General features: G+C 39.7%; 10 protein-coding genes. 9 read left to right on the top strand and 1 reads right to left on the bottom strand.

Annotated elements, in window-relative coordinates; all coding sequences use genetic code 11:
- Positions 1 to 88 precede the first annotated feature (88 nt).
- The 3 genes from ACRRSQ_RS12020 to ACRRSQ_RS12010 all read left to right on the top strand — a co-directional run bounded on the left by ACRRSQ_RS12020 (position 89) and on the right by ACRRSQ_RS12010 (position 4,252).
- Positions 89 to 562, top strand: coding sequence for a (2Fe-2S)-binding protein (locus tag ACRRSQ_RS12020; protein ID WP_440875986.1), 474 nt, complete (start codon positions 89 to 91; stop codon positions 560 to 562).
- Positions 562 to 2,823, top strand: coding sequence for a molybdopterin cofactor-binding domain-containing protein (locus tag ACRRSQ_RS12015; protein ID WP_440875985.1), 2,262 nt, complete (start codon positions 562 to 564; stop codon positions 2,821 to 2,823). The genes ACRRSQ_RS12020 and ACRRSQ_RS12015 overlap by 1 nt, the downstream gene beginning before the upstream one ends.
- A gap of 181 nt (positions 2,824 to 3,004) precedes the next feature.
- On the top strand, positions 3,005 to 4,252 hold the full coding sequence (locus tag ACRRSQ_RS12010; RefSeq protein ID WP_440875984.1) for an ABC transporter substrate-binding protein: 1,248 nt from the start codon (positions 3,005 to 3,007) through the stop codon (positions 4,250 to 4,252).
- A 47-nt stretch (positions 4,253 to 4,299) separates the two neighbouring features.
- Here the strand turns inward: ACRRSQ_RS12010 and ACRRSQ_RS12005 are convergent, their stop codons facing one another.
- Positions 4,300 to 5,862: a sodium/sugar symporter gene (locus tag ACRRSQ_RS12005; RefSeq protein ID WP_440875983.1), complete on the bottom strand. Its 1,563-nt coding sequence runs from the start codon at positions 5,860 to 5,862 to the stop codon at positions 4,300 to 4,302.
- A 705-nt stretch (positions 5,863 to 6,567) separates the two neighbouring features.
- On the opposite strand from ACRRSQ_RS12005, the gene ACRRSQ_RS12000 reads away from it, so the two are divergent.
- The 6 genes from ACRRSQ_RS12000 (at position 6,568) to ACRRSQ_RS11975 (ending at position 18,626) form a co-directional block, all read left to right on the top strand.
- Positions 6,568 to 9,363: a TonB-dependent receptor gene (locus ACRRSQ_RS12000; RefSeq protein WP_440875982.1), complete on the top strand. Its 2,796-nt coding sequence runs from the start codon at positions 6,568 to 6,570 to the stop codon at positions 9,361 to 9,363.
- Positions 9,364 to 9,799: 436 nt separating this feature from the next.
- Positions 9,800 to 13,432, top strand: a complete 3,633-nt coding sequence (locus tag ACRRSQ_RS11995; RefSeq protein ID WP_440875981.1) for a TonB-dependent receptor — start codon at positions 9,800 to 9,802, stop codon at positions 13,430 to 13,432.
- A 66-nt stretch (positions 13,433 to 13,498) separates the two neighbouring features.
- Entirely contained in the window at positions 13,499 to 15,538 is a 2,040-nt protein-coding gene (locus tag ACRRSQ_RS11990; RefSeq protein WP_440875980.1) for a hypothetical protein, read from the top strand.
- 136 nt (positions 15,539 to 15,674) lie between these two features.
- On the top strand, positions 15,675 to 17,225 hold the full coding sequence (locus ACRRSQ_RS11985) for a tryptophan halogenase family protein (protein ID WP_440875979.1): 1,551 nt from the start codon (positions 15,675 to 15,677) through the stop codon (positions 17,223 to 17,225).
- A 16-nt stretch (positions 17,226 to 17,241) separates the two neighbouring features.
- Positions 17,242 to 17,973: a SapC family protein gene (locus ACRRSQ_RS11980; RefSeq protein ID WP_440875978.1), complete on the top strand. Its 732-nt coding sequence runs from the start codon at positions 17,242 to 17,244 to the stop codon at positions 17,971 to 17,973.
- A gap of 2 nt (positions 17,974 to 17,975) precedes the next feature.
- Entirely contained in the window at positions 17,976 to 18,626 is a 651-nt protein-coding gene (locus ACRRSQ_RS11975) for a putative glycoside hydrolase (protein ID WP_440875977.1), read from the top strand.
- The last annotated feature ends 194 nt before the right edge of the window (positions 18,627 to 18,820 follow it).

The raw sequence follows: 18,820 nt of genomic DNA, 5'->3' as shown, positions 1-18,820 counted from the left end.
ATAGCAACTAAACTAAGCAAACCATTTTTACATCGCTACTAAATAATGCCAATGAATTACCCATACAGTAAATTAATGAGTACTTAAGATGATCAAACTAAATGTGAATAACCAAGTGCATCAAGTTGATGCTCCAGACGATATGCCGTTGTTGTGGGTACTGAGAGATTTATTACAACAAACGGGTACTAAATTTGGCTGTGGAGTAGGGCAATGTGGCGCATGCACGGTTCATATTAATGGTGAAGCGATGCGATCATGCATTACCCCTGTTGTCGTGGCTAAAAATGCAAAAATAACCACGATTGAAGGCATAAGTAAAAATAGTGATCATGAAATACAAATCGCATGGCAAGAAAATAATGTACCTCAGTGTGGGTATTGCCAATCAGGCCAAATAATGAGTGCATTAACTTTACTGGCGCACAATAAAATGCCGACAGATGAAGATATTGATAATCATATGTCAGGTAATATTTGTCGCTGCGGTACTTATCCGAGAATTAAAAAAGCGATTAAACAAGCGGCTATTGTGTTAGCAAAAAGTGAAGGGGTGGCATAATGGAGTTATCTAAGCTAACACGACGAGAATTCCTAACCTATAGTGGTGTTGCTGGCAGTGGCTTATTGTTAGCCTGTAGTGCTGTGCCTAAGTTAAAATCAAAAATTGCACAAAGTGCTGAGTATAGTGCGACGGAACCGACGCAAAGGTTAAACCTATTTGTTGCTATTGAGCCCGATGGTACCGTAGAAATTGTCACTCACCGTGTTGAAATGGGGCAAGGTTCTAAAACGGGTATTCCACAAATAGTGGCAGACGAATTAGAGGCAGATTGGCAAAAAGTTAAAGTGATACAAGGTTTAGGCAATAAAGCTTATGGCAACCAAAATACTGATGGCTCAACAAGTATTCGTTTATTCTTTGATAAGTTACGGGAGATGGGCGCATCAGCGAGAATGATGCTAGAGCAAGCTGCTGCCAATTATTGGCAGGTATCAATTGATGATGTTTACGCTAAAGCCAATGTTGTTATCAATAAAAATTCTCAACAGTCTTTGTCGTTTGGTGACTTAGCGGAACTTGCCAGCATGCAACCTTTGCCCGCGCTAAAAAACTTACGTTTTAAATCTCCCAAACATTACAAATTTATTGGCAAGTCGGTCCCCATCGTTGATTTAAAAGACATGACTAGTGGGCGAGCAAATTACGGCATTGATAAAATGTTACCCAATATGCTTATTGCCTCGATTGAACGTTGTCCAGTAATTCATGGCAAAGTTAAGTCGTTTGATGCCAGCGCGGCGTTAAAAATACCAGGTGTTGTTGATGTAATAAAAATGCCGGAAACAAGAGAAACCGTCGTTTACTTTCCATTGTCTGGTATCGCTGTTTTAGCGACCAATACTTGGGCGGCATTACAGGGCAGGAAAGCACTAAAAATTGAATGGGAATTAGGTAAAAATCAAGCATTTGATTCGGCAACAGCCTTTAGTCAACTTCAAGAAGGTTTAAAAAAATCAGCTCAGTTGGTAAGTACTAAAGGCGATGTAGAGCAGGGGTTTAAAGAGGCAGCTACTATTATTGAAGCAAGCTATCAAACACCTTATTTAGTGCATGCGCCGTTAGAGCCACCTATGGCAACCGCTTGGTTTCATGATGGTATTTGTGAAGTATGGGCTTGTGTGCAAGATCCTCAATCGGTAATGGCTAACGCGGCTAACATGATGAAATTACCTCAAGAAATGTTCGTGGTGGAACCGACGTTATTAGGAGGCGCTTTTGGCCGAAAATCAAAATCAGATTTTGCAAATGAAGCTATATTTTTAGCAGATAAAACCAAACGACCCGTTAAGGTTGTATGGAGTCGAGAAGATGATATTCAGCTAGGCTATTACCATGCAGGCGCCGTAGAAAACTTAAAAGCTGGCATTAATAACGACGGTAAAATTACCAGCTTGCATGGTCAAGCGAGTTACCCAAGCATAGCCTCAACTTTTAATCACCAAGCCAATAGTCCAAAAGATTTTGAACTAAGTTTAGGATTTGCTGACATTCCTTATAACATTGACCATGTCTTAATGGAAAAAGGTCAAGCTGAAGCTTATGCACGTATAGGCTGGATGCGTTCAGTGTGTAATATTCAGCATGCATTTGCGATCAACAGTTTTTTTGATGAAATCGCTCAGCAATTAAAAATATCAACGGCTGAATTAATGTTAAAAACGCTCGGGCCAGATCGTAATATTGACCACAAAGCCGAATACGGGTTTAACTTTACTAACTATTCAGAAAAGTTAGCACGTCATCCTTATTCAACTAAACGTTTTCGACAAGTACTGGAAAAACTGATGGCACAAACACCGATTAATGAGACCTTACCAAAAGGGCAAGGGTGGGGAATTGCTGTACACCGAAGTTTTGCCAGTTATGTTGCTGTTGCCAGTAAAGTGACAGTGCTAGGCGACCGGCTAAAAGTTGATGAAGTACATTGTGTTATTGATTGCGGACTGGCGGTAAACCCTGACCGAGTACGTTCACAAATGGAAGGGGCGATGATCTTTGGTTTATCGATCGCTTTAATGGGGGAAATTGAATTTAAACAAGGTCAGGTCGTGCAATCAAACTTTCACGATTACCCTGTGCTGCGCATGTCTCAATCGCCACAAATCAAAGTGCACATTTTAAATCCAGAAGAAAATGCACCTGGTGGTGTTGGTGAGCCAGGAGTGCCTCCGGTTGCTCCAAGTATTACCAACGCCATTTTTGCGGCGATAGGTAAAAGACATCGAGCCTTGCCGTTGAACCATTATTTCTCTGTCTAGACCTTGTTTTATAGTGCTTAATATTAAGGTTTATATTACAAAATTTTAGAAAATTGCGAGTGAATAGGTACTGCTATTTTACCCGTAAGTGATTAATTTATAGTTGGCGATCATTTTCAAAAATTTCGTTTGTAAACTATATATTGAGTATTCGGTTTACTTTCAACCATGGTTGTTATTTTTGCACAATATAATTATCTGTTTGATTTTTGTATTTCTTTCTGGGGCTGCTCATGGTTTTGCGGTGACCAAGCAAACGACAATAACATTGTCGATGCATGCTGATGGCGGTTTACATAAAGAGCAGGTGCATGCGCTAATTGATGAATTTAACGACAAGCATGAAAACATCAAGATAAAGTTAGTTGCGAGTCGCGGCGCTTATGCGTATTCGAGAAATTTCGAGCGTTGGCTAAAAGAAGGTGAAGGACCAGATATTGTGTGGTGGTTTGGCGGCTCTCGCGTCGAAAAACATGCAAAAATTGGTCAGCTTCAGGAATTAACTGATTTTTGGCAAAGCACTCCTAATAGAGATAAGTTTCCTTCTGTTGTACTTAATGCAGCAAAGTACAATGGCAAAATTTTTGCATTACCCATTTCTTACACTTTGTATTCACTGCATTATCGAAAATCTGTTTTTGAAAAATTAAACATTGCGTTGCCGCAGACATGGCCACAATTACTGGCCAGTTGTGCGGCATTATCAGAGCAAAATAAAAGTTTGTTTGCCTTAGGTACAAAAAACTCTCAGTGGATTTTGCATAGCTGGTTTGATTATTTAAATTTGCGTTTGCATGGCTTAGCATATTATCAAAAGCTGCAATCTGGCCAGTTGTCATTTTTAGATGATCGTGTTCGTACCACGTTAATATATTTTAAAACGCTAGTTGATAATCAGTGTTTTAATCAATCACATGCAAGTTTAAGCACCTGGGATGCTTTTCCCTCTATTTTAAGAGGTTATAGCGCGATGATATTGGCGTCGAGCATGCCAGAAAAAGTCCATTTTAAGCAACTTGATGATATTGGTTTAATACAATTTCCCGAAATAGTGGCAGGCATTCCGAAATATACAGTGACACCGGTCGATGTTTTTGTGGTGCCTTATTACGCTAAACTAACTGCAGAGTTAGAAACGGTACTCGCGTTTTTGCTAAGTGAAAAGTTTCAGCTAAGTTATGTTAATCGTCAACAACATATGCCAGCAATAATGATAGGTAAGAAGTTTGAAAATCCGTTAATGCAGGCAGTAACGACTATTGTGGAAAATTCACCCGGCGGGACGCAGTACTTTGATCGTGATGTGAATATTGATTTTTCAGGTCAAACACCAATAATATTTGCAGAATTTATTGAACAGCTTGATATAGACGCGACCATGAATAAACTAGAGCAATTAAGGTTACAGGTGTTTGGCATTAAGCATTGACGATAAATTATCATCAATGCTTAGTGCTTGTTTTAGCGAGTGGTGCTTTACCACCAAGTACCATAAATGGCGACAAGAATAATGACACAGCCAAGAGCTGCTAGATTAAATGACTTATTGGTCGCAAAACTAATATTGTCGATATTAACCGAGTGGTCGTGATCGCTTGGTTTATCTCTTAGCGATACGATAACAGATACCAGAATACACACTAGAAATACGATACCTATACGGTCCATAAAGGGTAACTCAGGCCATAAAAATTTAAAGCCGACTGAAAATACCGCTGAACCAATTGCCGCAGCCAATGCGCCCGATGAGGTTGTGCGTTTCCAGAACATACCCATAATAAATATGGCGGTAATGCCCGGCGAAAATAACCCAGTAAATTCTTGAATATATTGAAATGCTTGGTCAAATTTACCTAATAGCGGCTCTGCAGTAATCAGCGCCAATGATAATGCAACTAACGTGGTTATTCGGCCAATGTGCACATAATGTCGTTGGCTTTTGTTTGGTTTGATATGTTTATAAATATCCATGGTGAAGATAGTCGAAATACTATTGGTCATCGATGCTAGCGATGAAACAATTGCGGCGACAAGGGCGGCAAACACTAAGCCTTTGATACCTGTAGGCATTAAGCCCATCATCGAAGGGTAGGCTTGATCAGGTGCAGTTAAATGTGGGAATAAGATAATGGCGGCAATACCTGGTAATACCACAATAAACGGCATAAGCAGTTTTAAATATGCTGCAAATACAATACCTTTTTGCGCTTCTTGAATATTTTTTGCTGCTAATGCTCGTTGAATAATATATTGGTTAAAGCCCCAGTAGCCAATGTTCATTACCCATAAACCGCCAATAAGTACGGAAATGCCCGGCAGGCTCATATAATTTGGATTCTCTGGTGACAAAATCATATCAAAGTGTTCAGGTGCATGTTCAGTAAGTACTTTAAAGCCTGCCAGTAAACCTTCACCATCTGACACTTTAATTAGCGCTAAATAGCTTAAAAACAAACCGCCAAATACTAGTAAAACCACTTGAATGATATCGGTAAAGGCTACGGCTTTAAGACCACCATATAAGGAATAGGCTACGGAAAATACTGCGAGAAAGATCATGCCAAACATCCAGTCGACACCGGCAACGGTTTGAATTGCTAAACCACCTAGCCATAATACTGACGTTAAATTAACAAATATAAATACCGCTAACCAAAATAGAGCCAATATGGTTTTTACTCTGCCGTCGAAACGTTGCTCAAGGTATTGCGGCATGGTAAAGATTTTATTTTCTAAAAAGATTGGCAATAAATATTTACCTACCAATATTAACGTAATTGCCGCCATCCATTCATAAGAGGCTATTGCTAAGCCAATTGCGTAGCCAGAGCCTGACATTCCAATAATTTGCTCTGCAGATATGTTAGCTGCGATGAGGGATGCACCAATAGCCCACCAAGGAAGTGATTTACTGGCTAAAAAATAGTCTTCGGTATTTCTATCACCTTGATGATCATTGCGAGAAATCCATAGCGCAATGCAAAGCAAGCCAATTACGTAGGCGATAAATACGGTGAAATCGAGTTGATCTAGTGTCATTGATGTTACCTTGTTATTTTTATTAGTAATAAATTGGAGATATTACTTTTTAGTTATTCTTAGGTTTATTTTTCTACACTTATTGAATCATAAATCAGCGGGAAAACATGTCGTTATTGTTGCGATAAATGTCAAATATTTGCTCGTTATAACTTAACCTTATGCTTGTTAATCCATATAGTGTCAAGTATGTGTCGGTTAGTATTTAAAATAGAATATTCTCTCAATTTTGATTGAAAAGTAATGCCATCGTTTAACTTTTATGATGTATTTATGACATCAGATAGTAAATCTAAAATAGCATCATAGTTACATAATTTATTTTTTTACTTGTTGTATGTGATTTTTTGTTTATTTCATGTTGTTTTACACTGTTGGTTACATCGAGTTAACTTGTTAAATAACAATGTGTTGCTATGTTTGTTTGCACTTTTATTTATATTTGTCTTATTTATTGTATATTGTGGTGAAGAATTTCCGCAAGCATATATATGATATTTATACATGGGAAAATGACAGTAATCTCGAGTACTCTCTCATATGATTTGATTGTGCGTTATTTGTTCATTTTAGATAACGCTGCTTTGGGAAAGCACAGAAAAGTTATATTGAGTTATTGTCGATTTAACGAATTTAGTTATAGGAAAACAAAAACTGAATAGACTTTTTATAACAATAAATAATTGAAAACCTTGAGGAAGTCTAATGAAAAATCTTGGGAATTATAAGTTACTCTCGCTAACCGTTGCTATTTCAGCCGCGTTTAGTTCATATCAAGCGAGTGCAGCACAAGAAGTAGGGGGAAATACCGCGGATGAATCAGTCGAAGTTATCCAAGTAACAGGCATACGTAGCAGTTTAACCGAAGCTATGGAACTAAAGAAAAACGCTTCGTCAATTCAAGACAGCATTGTTGCAGAAGATATTGGTAAGTTTCCAGATCAAAATGTCGCGGAATCATTACAACGTATTCCTGGTGTCATGATCTCTAGAACCAATGGTGAAGGTACAGCGATCACAGTGCGTGGTTTAGGTCCTAAATTTAATGCCGTAAAACTAAATAACCGTACGATTGCAACATCTGAACGTGGTCGTGAATTTGACTTCCAAATTCTACCTTCTGAATTAATTTCTGGCGCTGATATTATTAAGGCTTCTCGGGCAAATATTGCTGAAGGTGGCATAGGCGCTTATGTTACGGTTAATACAGCTAAACCTTTAAATAGCCCTGGCGAGCATATCGCTGGCTCGGTCAACGTGAAATACAATGATTTAGCGGAAGAAACTTCGCCGCAATTTTCAGGTATTTACAGTAATACGTTTAATGACGACAGCTTTGGTATTTTATTAGGCTTTTCCTATGTTGAATCTACCAATAGAATCGATGCCCATGAAGGCGTATTTTGGGATAAGTTTGTTGTTGGTGATAACCAACGTGCACCGGGACCTGTTGAATATGAAGATGGCAGCGCAGTTGCCGATGGTCAAACTGTTTGGTATCCAGGCCGTGCTCAGTTTATGACCGATGAAGAAGAGCGGGAACGTACAAGTGCCAATATCACATTGCAATGGGCGCCAACGAGTGAAGTTACCCACACAATAGACTCTTTTTATACTGATTTTGATCGTTCAGCATTTAGTAATGGTATGCAAGCGCCACTTCACCGTGATGGTTTTACTGATGTTGTGGTTTCACGTAATAATACCGTATTGGCAGCTACTAAAAATTCTGATCCCCTTGATGGATTATTTCAAACTCGGGCAGAAGCCTCGCAAACCTTTGCGCTTGGCTACAATGTGATGGTATTGCGTGATAAGTGGACCTTTGCTGGTGACGTAGCTTATTCAAAAGCTGAATCTACGCCACAACGTAACTGGTATGTGCCTAATATTGTAAATGACGGTGGCTTAACGGATGACGATTATATTAAGTTTGATAGCCGAGGTACTGATGTTATAAATGTCGATTCATCAATTGCTTGGGATGATCCGGCAGGTGTAAAAGCGCACTGGAACTTTTTCTCTAATGATGTTTTGGAAGATGAAGTAACGGAAGTGAAATTTGATGCAAATTATGAACTTGACTCAGGTATTTATCAATCTGTCGATATTGGTATTGCCTATACCGACCGTAAAAAAACAATAGATAAGTACGATTCGACTGATACGCAGTGTGGTTCAACAGTATTCACCTGCGGAACGTTAATCGATATGAGTGATGATTTATTTTCTATCAACACTGTCGGTAATTATTTATCGGATGTCAGTGGTCAGTTTCCACGTGATTTTATCTTCATCAATAACATTAATGATTACGTTGAAGAAATGAAAACCATTTCACAAGACCCAAACTGGGGGACACCTGTATTACAACCTAACTCGTCGGTTGAAAATACTGAAGAAATTCTTGCCTTATATGCGCAATTAAACCTCGAAGGTGAAACAGACAGCTTTATTTGGCGTGGTAATGTTGGCATGCGTTATGTTGACAATGAAAGTGTATCGAATGGTTTTGCGATCCAAGTTTTAGACATTAGCATGAACGACCAAGTAACCGATGATGGTGAAGTTATCGATATTACGTTATCCGATCCAAGTTTTACTTCAGCGCGCAATACTTATAGCGAGTTTTTACCCAGTGCCAATGTTAGCTTAGATTTTAGCAACGGTTGGTATGTAAAAGGTGCGGCAGCAAAAGTAATGACACGCCCAGCATTGGAAGATGTTGGCGTTGATATGACAGTTGGTGGTGCACGTTTGTCGGATTATAGCCGCAGCCAAGGAAACCCATACTTAAATCCTTATTTGGCGACACAGTTTGACCTATCACTTGAGTTCTACCAAGAAAACGGTAGTAGCTATAGCGCCAACCTTTTCTACAAAGACTTTAGTAGCTGGATTTCGACTCAAACCTTTGTGCAAGACACTGAGTTTATGGTCGACAGAAATTTTGATGGCATTGATGAAACGGTTGTAGAGGAAACGGTTACCCAAAAAAGTAACCGAAGTGGTGTAAAACTTAGTGGTATCGAGCTAGCTGCGCTACATTATTTTGACTATTTACCTGGCTGGATGAGTGGCTTTGGTGTGCAAGCAAACTATACCTATACAGATAGTAGCGATAGTGATGCTGACATTTTTGACCAACCTGGTGTTACCTCTCCTGGAAGCGGTGTAGAAGGGTTCTCACCAAATGCCTTCAATATTATAGGTTTTTATGAAAATGAAGAATTTCAGGCAAGACTTGCCTATAATTGGCGCGAATCCTTCCTTATCCAACGTCAAAGTGACATCGGTGGCGGGTTGCCAAAACATGCCGATGATTATGGCCAATTTGACTTTAGTACTTCGTATGATCTTAATGAGACGTTTACGATAAATATGGAAGTGATTAACCTAACTGACGAGAACATATTAGAGTATGGTGATGTGCGAGAACGAGTATCTTTAGTTCAGTATTCAGGTCGTCGTTACCAAGTAGGCGTTGCTTTTAAATTCTAAATAACAGTTAAATTGTTGCAAATACGAATGCACTTATCAGCTTGATAAGTGCATTTTTTGTCTAATCCGTTAATAAAAACTTATCTATTCTACTTAAAAGCTCAAGCCTTTCGCACTGCGCTTTCAATTTTACATTTGTCGAAGCTTTGTTTGCGGTTGGACAACAAAAAACACAGTAATTCAACGACAATTTCATTATTTACGTTATTACACTTCTTAAGGCTTAATTATTACGACTTAATTCGTACTATTGTATATTGAAAATTGTTAACAAAATATCATTGACAAAGGTATTGCTATCGGAATAAAGTGAAGGTATAAATGAATCAACCATAGTTATTCTTTGTGTTTATCGTTTATAAAAGCATCAAGTTTACAAGAACAAAACAATAGATAAATTATAAAGCGTGGGAACTAAAACCCTAGGGGATGTATAATGATTAGTCCAAAAAGAACATTCAATTTAAGCCCAGTATGCCTAGCTTTGCTAGCTGCTACTGGGTTTAATGTAAGTGCTCAAGAAGCTGATGAAAAAGCAGCTTCAGCAAAAACTGATGACATAGAAGTCATTGAAGTTACCGGTCTTCGCGGTAGTTTGAAAAAATCAATGAACGATAAACGTTTCGCTACCAACGTGGTTGATACTATTAACGCGGAAGATGTTGGTAAAAGTACTGACCAAAACATCGCCGATGCTTTAGGTCGAGTAACGGGTGTTACTGTTGTTAGCCAAGACGGTGAAGGTTCACAAATTACGGTACGTGGCGCGTCATCAAATCAAAATAAAATTACCATCAATGGTCAGCAAATGACCTCAACTGATTTTAGCCAATCAGTTGATTTGAGCTCTTTTTCTGCCGACATCCTATCAAAACTTGAAGTTGTTAAAACACCGAGTGCAAACCATGACGAAGGCTCATTAGGTGCAAGTGTTAACTTAACAACGGTTCGCCCGTTATACCAAGAAAATGATGTTCGTTCTGCTACCATTCAAGGTCGCTACAATGACTTTTCTGAAGAAGAAGACTACAAAGTTTCGGTTGCTATTTCTGAAAAATTTTTGGATGAAACTTTTGGTGTTGCGTTGTCGCTTTATGATGAAACCAATACCATTCGTCGCGACCAATATCGTGTAGAAAATTTTATCACCTCAAATGAAATCCGTTCAGCTCGAGATCAAAATGGTGAAATAATTTCGGGTGTAAAAGCTATCCAACACCAAAATACAAATTATGAATTATTTCAAAATACCAGTGACCGTACTGGTGGTACATTAGGTCTGCAATGGCTGCCAAGCGATGATACCGAAATAATGTTTGATGCAACTTATTCAACTCAAGAAAAGAGAACAGCAAGAGATGCAATTAAAAGTCGTCATACCGCATCAAACAACTTCTTCGAGGGCGAACAGTCAACTGCATTTGTAAATACGCCCGATCCATTTACTGATCCACAAGCTGATTGGTACACGGTTGATACAGACACACAAACATTAACCAAATACATCAACCGCTATGGTAGTGGTGATTTATTTCGTAATGAGGGTGGTGATGAACGCGAAAACTTCAGCTTAAGCTTGCAACTAGAGCACGCATTAACTGAATCATTAATGATGAAAGTTGCCATTGGTCACTCGAGCAGTACCTCTGAAAGTATGCCAAATGCATCAACTAATATGCAAAACTTTGTGCAACTGCCAGCAAGAATTATGAATGAAGCAGGCAGTGCCATTGAGCCGGTAGGTTACGACTGTACTAGTGGCATGTGTGAGATTGTTAATGGCGAAGGCTTTGTTGACTTAGGTGAGAATATTTACGACTGGACTGATGAAGAGGGTGCTTTTCATCCTGGCCACGAAGACAATACGGGTACAACGGGGTTTAACCCGCGCGATATTGACTCATTTCATTTAGGTTATATTGCAAACAACGATGTTGATGTTGAAGATAAAATAAGCAATGCCCAAGTTGACTTTCAATATGAAACTGATTTTGCCGGTATTACCGGAATAGAGTTTGGTGCTAAATATACACAACGTGAAAAATTTGTAGATAACCAACAATATAGATATAGCTCTTCAGCAGCTTCTGAAGTATTAGAAGATGAAGATGGTAATATAGTTACCGTTCCTGGTGGCACACTAACAGGTATTCGCGGCAATATGATTGCTAGCGACGGTTTAGCTTATGACGATTTTATGAGTTCGTTAGGCTACGACCGTAATTTTGCTACCACAGGTTGGACGCCAATTGATGTATTTGCAGCATCAGATTTAGTGTTTGGCGGCGAAGATATTGTTAGAACAACTGATAATACTCAAACACGTGGTGCAGATTTTGATACGCAAGCAGCTTACCTGAAGTTCAACTTTGAATACTTCGACGGTAAGTTAACCGGTGATATCGGTGTACGTTATGTGAAAACAGATGTAGAAACTACGGGTTATTCCGGTGCCAACTTCTACACTTTTACTGATAATTTATACCGAGAATTTGACCGAGTACATTTACGTGACTTACGTGATACTTCGCTACCGGCATGTCAACTATCAGGTGCCATGGAGCAAGGTTATGAAAAACGTTTTGGCCGTGTTGATGGTCAAGGTTGGGATACTAGCTCGGGCCCAGATCCGCAAAATTGGACACCAGTACCTGATCAAGGTGCCTGTCATGATCCAAATTATGCACAATGGGCAGCAGACACCATTGCTGGCGTAGAACGTCCTGAAGGTTCTTGGAACCCAGGCTGGGATGTAATGTGGCAATACGCTGATGTATCTACTAATGACAACGCAGGTTGGGAGTCAGGTGTTCAGTGGGATGGTTCTGCAGCAGAGTTGCGAAACTTTACTGGTTATAGCTTTAACGAATTAACCGATAAATCGTTAAAATCATTTAAATCTACCGGTAAACATAGCTATGAAAATGTATTACCAAGCCTGAATTTAAACTATGCATTTTCAGATGAGTTTATAGGCCGTTTTGCTACTTCAAAAACCATGACTCGTCCTGAAATTGATTTAATTCGCCCAGGATTTTCGGTTAATGAAAATGGCTATTGGGGTTCAGGAAATCCGCAAGTTGGCCGTGTAAGCATGTATAACACACAACTTGACCCACTAGAGTCGAACAACTTTGATGTTTCAGCTGAGTGGTACTTTAACGATGCGTCATTGTTAAGTGTTGCTTTGTTCTACAAAGACATGAAAAATTTTACCACCAACGATACAGCGGCAACTTATATTGTTGATTTACGTACAATCGAAGGTGAAATCGCCAGTGACGATATCGTCATGCTAGCTGATGAAAGTGACGCAGATGGTGACGATCATGGTTTAACGGGTTGTATGCCGCAACGTGCGACAGCTGATTTTGGCTGGTTATCGGCTGATCCAACGCGATTAAGTAACGATTTACGTGACTTATGTGGTCAATACAGTGTTAGTAAAATTGTTAACGGTAAAGGCGCAAGCATTGCCGGTGTCGAGTTAGGTTATACGCAAAGTTATAACTTCTTACCTGGCTACTTCTTAAGTGGTTTAGGTGTTTCTGCTAACTATACCTATCAAGACAGTGAGTATGATGCTGATATCTCTTCAATTACCGGTAAAGCGTTGCCTACCTATCCAGTAGCGGATACGCCAATTCATACTTATAACTTCACTGCATTTTGGGAGCAAGACGGTCATCAGGTACGTTTAAGTTACCGAGGCTCTAGTGACTCTCTTGTTGGAACTGATTACAACACTGGTCAAAGTGGTCGTACTTGGAACCAAGGTTCTATTTGGAATGAAGGTCGAGATACGCTTGATTTATCAGCTACTTATAAAGTGAATGATAATGTTATAGTTGTGCTTCAAGCCACCAACTTAACTGATTCAGCATACCGTACTTACTACACCAACCGTGAGTTAGAAGTACAACGTGTTTATGCCGACAACGCTGTAGGTTACGAATTTGTTGCTATGGAAGAAGGTAACCCGTTAAAGGGTGATGCTCCAACATCTCGAACTTACACCAACTATAAAGTGGGTACTTCATACCGTTTAGGTGTTCGCGTTAATTTCTAATAATAAATTGAGAATGGCATGGGCTAAGGTCCATGCCTTCACTAAATAATTCTATGGTGTTTAATTATGAAAACATTACTAAAAGCTAAAACAATAATAGCGTCTGCCGTTATCGCAACACTTACTGGTTGTGGCAGCGAAAGCTACAGCCCCGCAGAGAAAGAAAATTTATACGCGCCAGAGCATGGCGGTGATATTTCGTTAACCTTAAGTGAAAAAGAAGAATTTGGATTTGTCTATGCATTAGGTGCATTAGATGGTCGTGCTGGTGGCGAAGGTGTTGCCACCGACATGGATGGTGATATTCTGCTGGTTCGAAACATGACCATGACACCAGCTGATGCGGTAGGTGTTGAAATTTCGGGTGGCACTATTGGCCTTCGCGCCTCAGAAGTTGCGCCACTTATTGATACAGGTGAGACCTATACAGTAGAACTCTCTTACGATGTATCAGATGGTACTAACGCGACGCCACGTAATATGACCATTACCTTTGTTGGTGAAGATGCAGCGCCAGAATTCGAAACCCCATTTACTTCGGTATTTACCAAATTTGAAGATGTACAATCAATAGATTTACTTTCAGGTGTTACCGATGCTGATGAAGAGCCTCTATCAATAAGCGATGTTGTCATAAGTGCTAGCGCTGATAATGTTGCTGGTGCTGCTACGGTTACTGACAATATGGTAACGGTTGATATTCCAAGTATTGCAGACCTAATTCCATTGGGTACCAAGGCAGTTTTCACAGTGACTTATAATGTTGAAGATCACAATAACAGCTTGCCAAGAACCGCTAATATTGAAGTACGTGGTGTTACATTAGATCCACTTCCACCAATTGTCGATGGTGTGAAAACCGTTTCGGCAAATACCAGTGGCACTCGCGTTGTAGTAAATTTAGCGGCAGAGCCAGAAATTTTAGAGCCTAACGGTGAAGATGTTATTGCCGATTTAACGACAATTACTCCTGTTGGTGATGCGCCAGCATTTGAATTTGCCGCGTCAATGGATAACGAGCTGATCTTTGATCCTGTAGTCTTTAGTGCCCATGTTGCGAGCGCAGAAACTAAAACTTTTACCTATACCTATATGGTTAACGATGGCGAGCCATTAAACAATGTTGAAGCAACCATTGAAATTACAATTACCAATGACGGCGCGGAAAATGTTATGCCCAATGGTGGTTTTGAAGATGGTTTAAGTGGTTGGAGCCCAGCGGGTATCGGTTTAGTGTCAGCGGTAAGTTCTTCCGCGTTAGGACTAGATTTTGAAGGTAGTCAATTAGCGGCATTTAGCGCTGAAGAAACTCTATCTACTAGCCTTGGTGATTTAGAACTTGGTGCGACTTATGTTTTAGAGTCGCGTGCCAAACATGCTGATGGCTGGGGTGGTGGCTCAACGGCAAGCGTAACAGGAACTTTATTAGAAGATGATGGTTCTGGTGTTATAGTTGAAGTGCCAAATAGCCCAATTACCAGTAACAACTGGTATGAGCATGGTGGTGGCAATCGAACTAATGCTGTATCTTTTACCGCTGTTGATGCAATGAGCGTTGCGGTTAATGTTGCCCAAGCGGTAGATATGGATGACTTTAGATTATACAAAGTGGCTTTTGAACAAGCGAATAACTTAATCTCAGAAGCCGATTCTACTTTTAATGAAGGTGCTGGCAATTGGACCTTATCAGATAGCGCTTCGGTTTCTGATACTGACGCTATTAGTGGTGCGATGAGCCTTCACTCAGGTAAAGGTGGCGATAAGCGCAACATCTTAGCATTAGCAGATGGTACCCTTAAAGATGGTAAACGCTACCTAGTGACTATGGATGTTGAAATTGATGAATACTCAGCAGCTAACCACCCACTTAGGGTGTCTGTAGTTGACCCATCGAATACAGATGTGACTGTTATTGGTCATGCCTTTAAAGGTGTATATTTCTTAAATCAAGCAACACAAACCTTTACCGCAGTACTTGATTTACCGCGTGACTCAGAGCATAGCGATTGGTCGACTCGCGCGCAAGAGCTACATGTTGGTACTAACGTTTGGGGACCGGGCTTTAATTACCGTATTGATAACGTACGTATAATTGAGATCCCATAATCGTGTTTCTTAACAATAAGCAGCTCTTAATGGGTTAATTGAAAAAGCCTTCTGAACCAAGTTTAGAAGGCTTTTTATGCTTATAAATGCCCAAATTTATAGTGAGCCAAGTGTATTAAGATGCTTTGAGGTAGCGATGAAAAATGTAATCAAATCGATAGCCATTGTCGGTGGCGGCTCTGCAGGATGGCTAAGCGCTGCGATCATTGCGGCTCGTCATCAAGCGCGCATTGAAAAGGGTGAGCTTACTATCACCTTAATCGAGTCTGAAAATATTGCCACGGTTGGCGTAGGTGAGGGAACTTGGCCAACAATGCCGCAAACTTTGCGCAGCATTGGTGTGTCAGAAACCGACTTTATTCGTGAATGTAACGTATCGTTTAAACAGGGCTCAAAGTTTGTTAATTGGGATGATGAATCAAAAAATAATTTTTATTATCACCCTTTTAATGTACCAGATGGTGCACTTCAAGGTGATACGGTTGAATACTGGCTTGATCAAAATAGTAGTGACTCTTTAGCTAAATTATTTACCAGCCAAGAAACGTTATGCCAGCAACAACTCGCACCTAAAACCATAACGACACCTGAATATGCCGGTTATGCAAATTATGGTTACCATTTAGATGCAATAAAGTTTGCCGCCTTTTTACAGCGTCATTGCGTCGAAAAGCTTGGTGTTAAACACCAAATTGCAGATGTTGAAAATGTTCAGCTTAGCCATACGGGCGATATCGACAGCGTAATCACTCAGTGCGGTAAAACGCTATCAGCTGACTTCTTTATCGATTGCACAGGCTTTAAGTCATTATTACTTGGTGATGCTTTAGGCGTTAAATTTAAACCGATAGACGATGTATTGTTTGCTGATACGGCGCTTGCTGTGCAAGTTCCCTATAACCATGCAGAAGATGAAATCGCTTCGTATACCCAGTCAACCGCGCAAACAGCAGGTTGGATTTGGGACATAGGCTTACCTACTCGTCGTGGTGTCGGTTATGTTTTTTCAAGCAAGTACCAATCACAAGAAAGTGCTGAAAGCGATTTACGCCGTTACATTGAAAATACCGGTGTTGATGCTAGTGATTTAGCGATCAAAAAAATCAGTTTTCAAGCCGGTCACCGTGACAAATTTTTTCATAAAAATTGTGTCGCGATTGGTTTGTCAGCAGGCTTTTTAGAACCGCTTGAAGCGGCTGCGTTAATGATGATTGAGCAATCTGCAACCATGATCGCCGAGCAGCTTCCTAAAACCACCAGTGTCTTGCCTATTATCGAGCAAAGATTTAATGAAACGTTTCATTATCGCTGGCAGCGAGTGATTGAATTTTTAAAGTTACATTATGTGCTGAGCAAACGAGAAACACCCTTTTGGCAAGACAACCGTAAAAGCAACACCATACCTGAGCGCTTGCGAAAACAACTGCAACTTTGGCAATACAATGTGCCCACCCAATTAGATTTCAACCGTATTGGTGAGGTGTTTCAAGCGGCAAGTTATCAGTTTGTTTTATATGGTAGTCAGTTTAAAACCGAGCAGTTATTTTCATTAGACCCTGCTATTAGTAATGCCGTAGCACAACAAGTTAATTCTAATTTACAAGCAACAAAACAATTAGTTGCTTCACTACCGACCAACCGTGAGCTAATACAAAAAATACATCAATACGGTTTGTCGAAAATATAACAAGATGGAGATCTCAATGTCCGCAAATAATATCGAATTATTACACCCAGTCGCACACCGCGATTTAAGGGTAAACACGAGCAAATATAATGTTGAACAAAACCAAGTAAATTCAAGCATGGTGATGTTAAGTGAACTCAGTAGTTTAGTGCACGAATACCCAATTTTTATTACTAAAAATACCAGCACAGGTCAATTTCAGTTAACGGCAATTTTGGGCTTTGAACAAGGTGAAAACTTGTATTTGCAAGGTGATGCGTGGCAGGCGACTTATTTACCTTTAGACATACTCAGACGCCCATTTCGTGTGCATTTACCTGAAGGTGAATTTGACTCAGGTGCTAAATTGGCCGTTGACTATGCTAGCCCGCTATTTCAACGAAAAGTAGGTGAACGCATATTTGATGAACAAGGCGCACCAACGCCATATTTAGATCGTATTCAACAAACATTTTCACAACTCATGACCGGTACTACGCAAACGAGAAATCTATTACAACAAGCCAATGAACTTGAGTTGTTATCGCCAATTAACCTAAATATTGACTTGGCTGAACAAGGCAATATTGAGTTAAACGGCTTATATACGTTTGACCAAGAAGCGATCACCAATTTAACCGGCAGCAAGCTTAAAACCTGTCATCAATCTGGCATTTTACAGGTTTGTCATTTACTGCTTAGTTCTGCAATACATCTAGATAAACTGATTAAGTTTAAACGAAATAAAAATATGCAAAAGGTAGGCTAATCATGGCTCATAAATTTTCGATTTCAGGTGTTATCGGCGCAAGCTTATTGTGTTTATCAACAACAATTTTTGCGCAAACCAACGCACATGTTGACTATTTTGTTGATGGTCAAAGTGTCGGCCCTTGGGATTTTAGTTTGCAATTTGGCAAAGTAAAATTGGAAAACAATAAGGGCAAAACACTAAGAGGCAGTTTAACGGCAAAGCCAACCAGTAAAAATGCTGACAACGACGCCATTCGCTTAACTTGGAAACCACGTGGTATTAAAAACGAATGGGGCAGTGAAGATAAAAATATTTTAACGGCTTCCTTACTCAATACTCAGCACGTGGTTGATTTAAGCCAATACATTGACAATGGGGTATTACTCATCGATATGAAGGTGGTTAAAGCACCTAAAAAACTTGTTGAACTTACCATGGAATGTAATTGGGATTGGCGCTGTCGCAGTACATTCCCATTAAAGAACGGTTTAAAAAAATTACCTAAAAATGAGTGGGTCAGTGTGCCTGTTCCAATTAAATGCTTTGCTAAAGACAACTTTGATTTAAGTAAAGTGACCACGCCATTTATGGTCTACACCGGCGGAAAAATGACCATTGAAATTGCCAATATTCGTGTGGTGTCATCGAATGACAATTTAAGTTGTTAACAATAAGTCGCGTACCAAAACCTTCAAACTTTCAGGGTGACTGGTAATACGGTCACCCACTTATCGTTGTCGAATAGCCTTAGGTTATTAACATTTATTAAATGGCTTTTTAACAACCTTGTTTATTATTTCGACATAGTTATCTCATTCTAAAAAAGCGAATACTTATTAATTGAAAATTGTTAACAATAATG

Origin of the sequence: Thalassotalea sp. PLHSN55 (assembly GCF_052030545.1) — a bacterium.
Taxonomy (GTDB): Bacteria; Pseudomonadota; Gammaproteobacteria; order Enterobacterales; family Alteromonadaceae; genus CANMXU01.
Note: the sequence above shows the minus strand (reverse complement) of the source record. Positions and strands in the feature narration are given on the sequence as shown.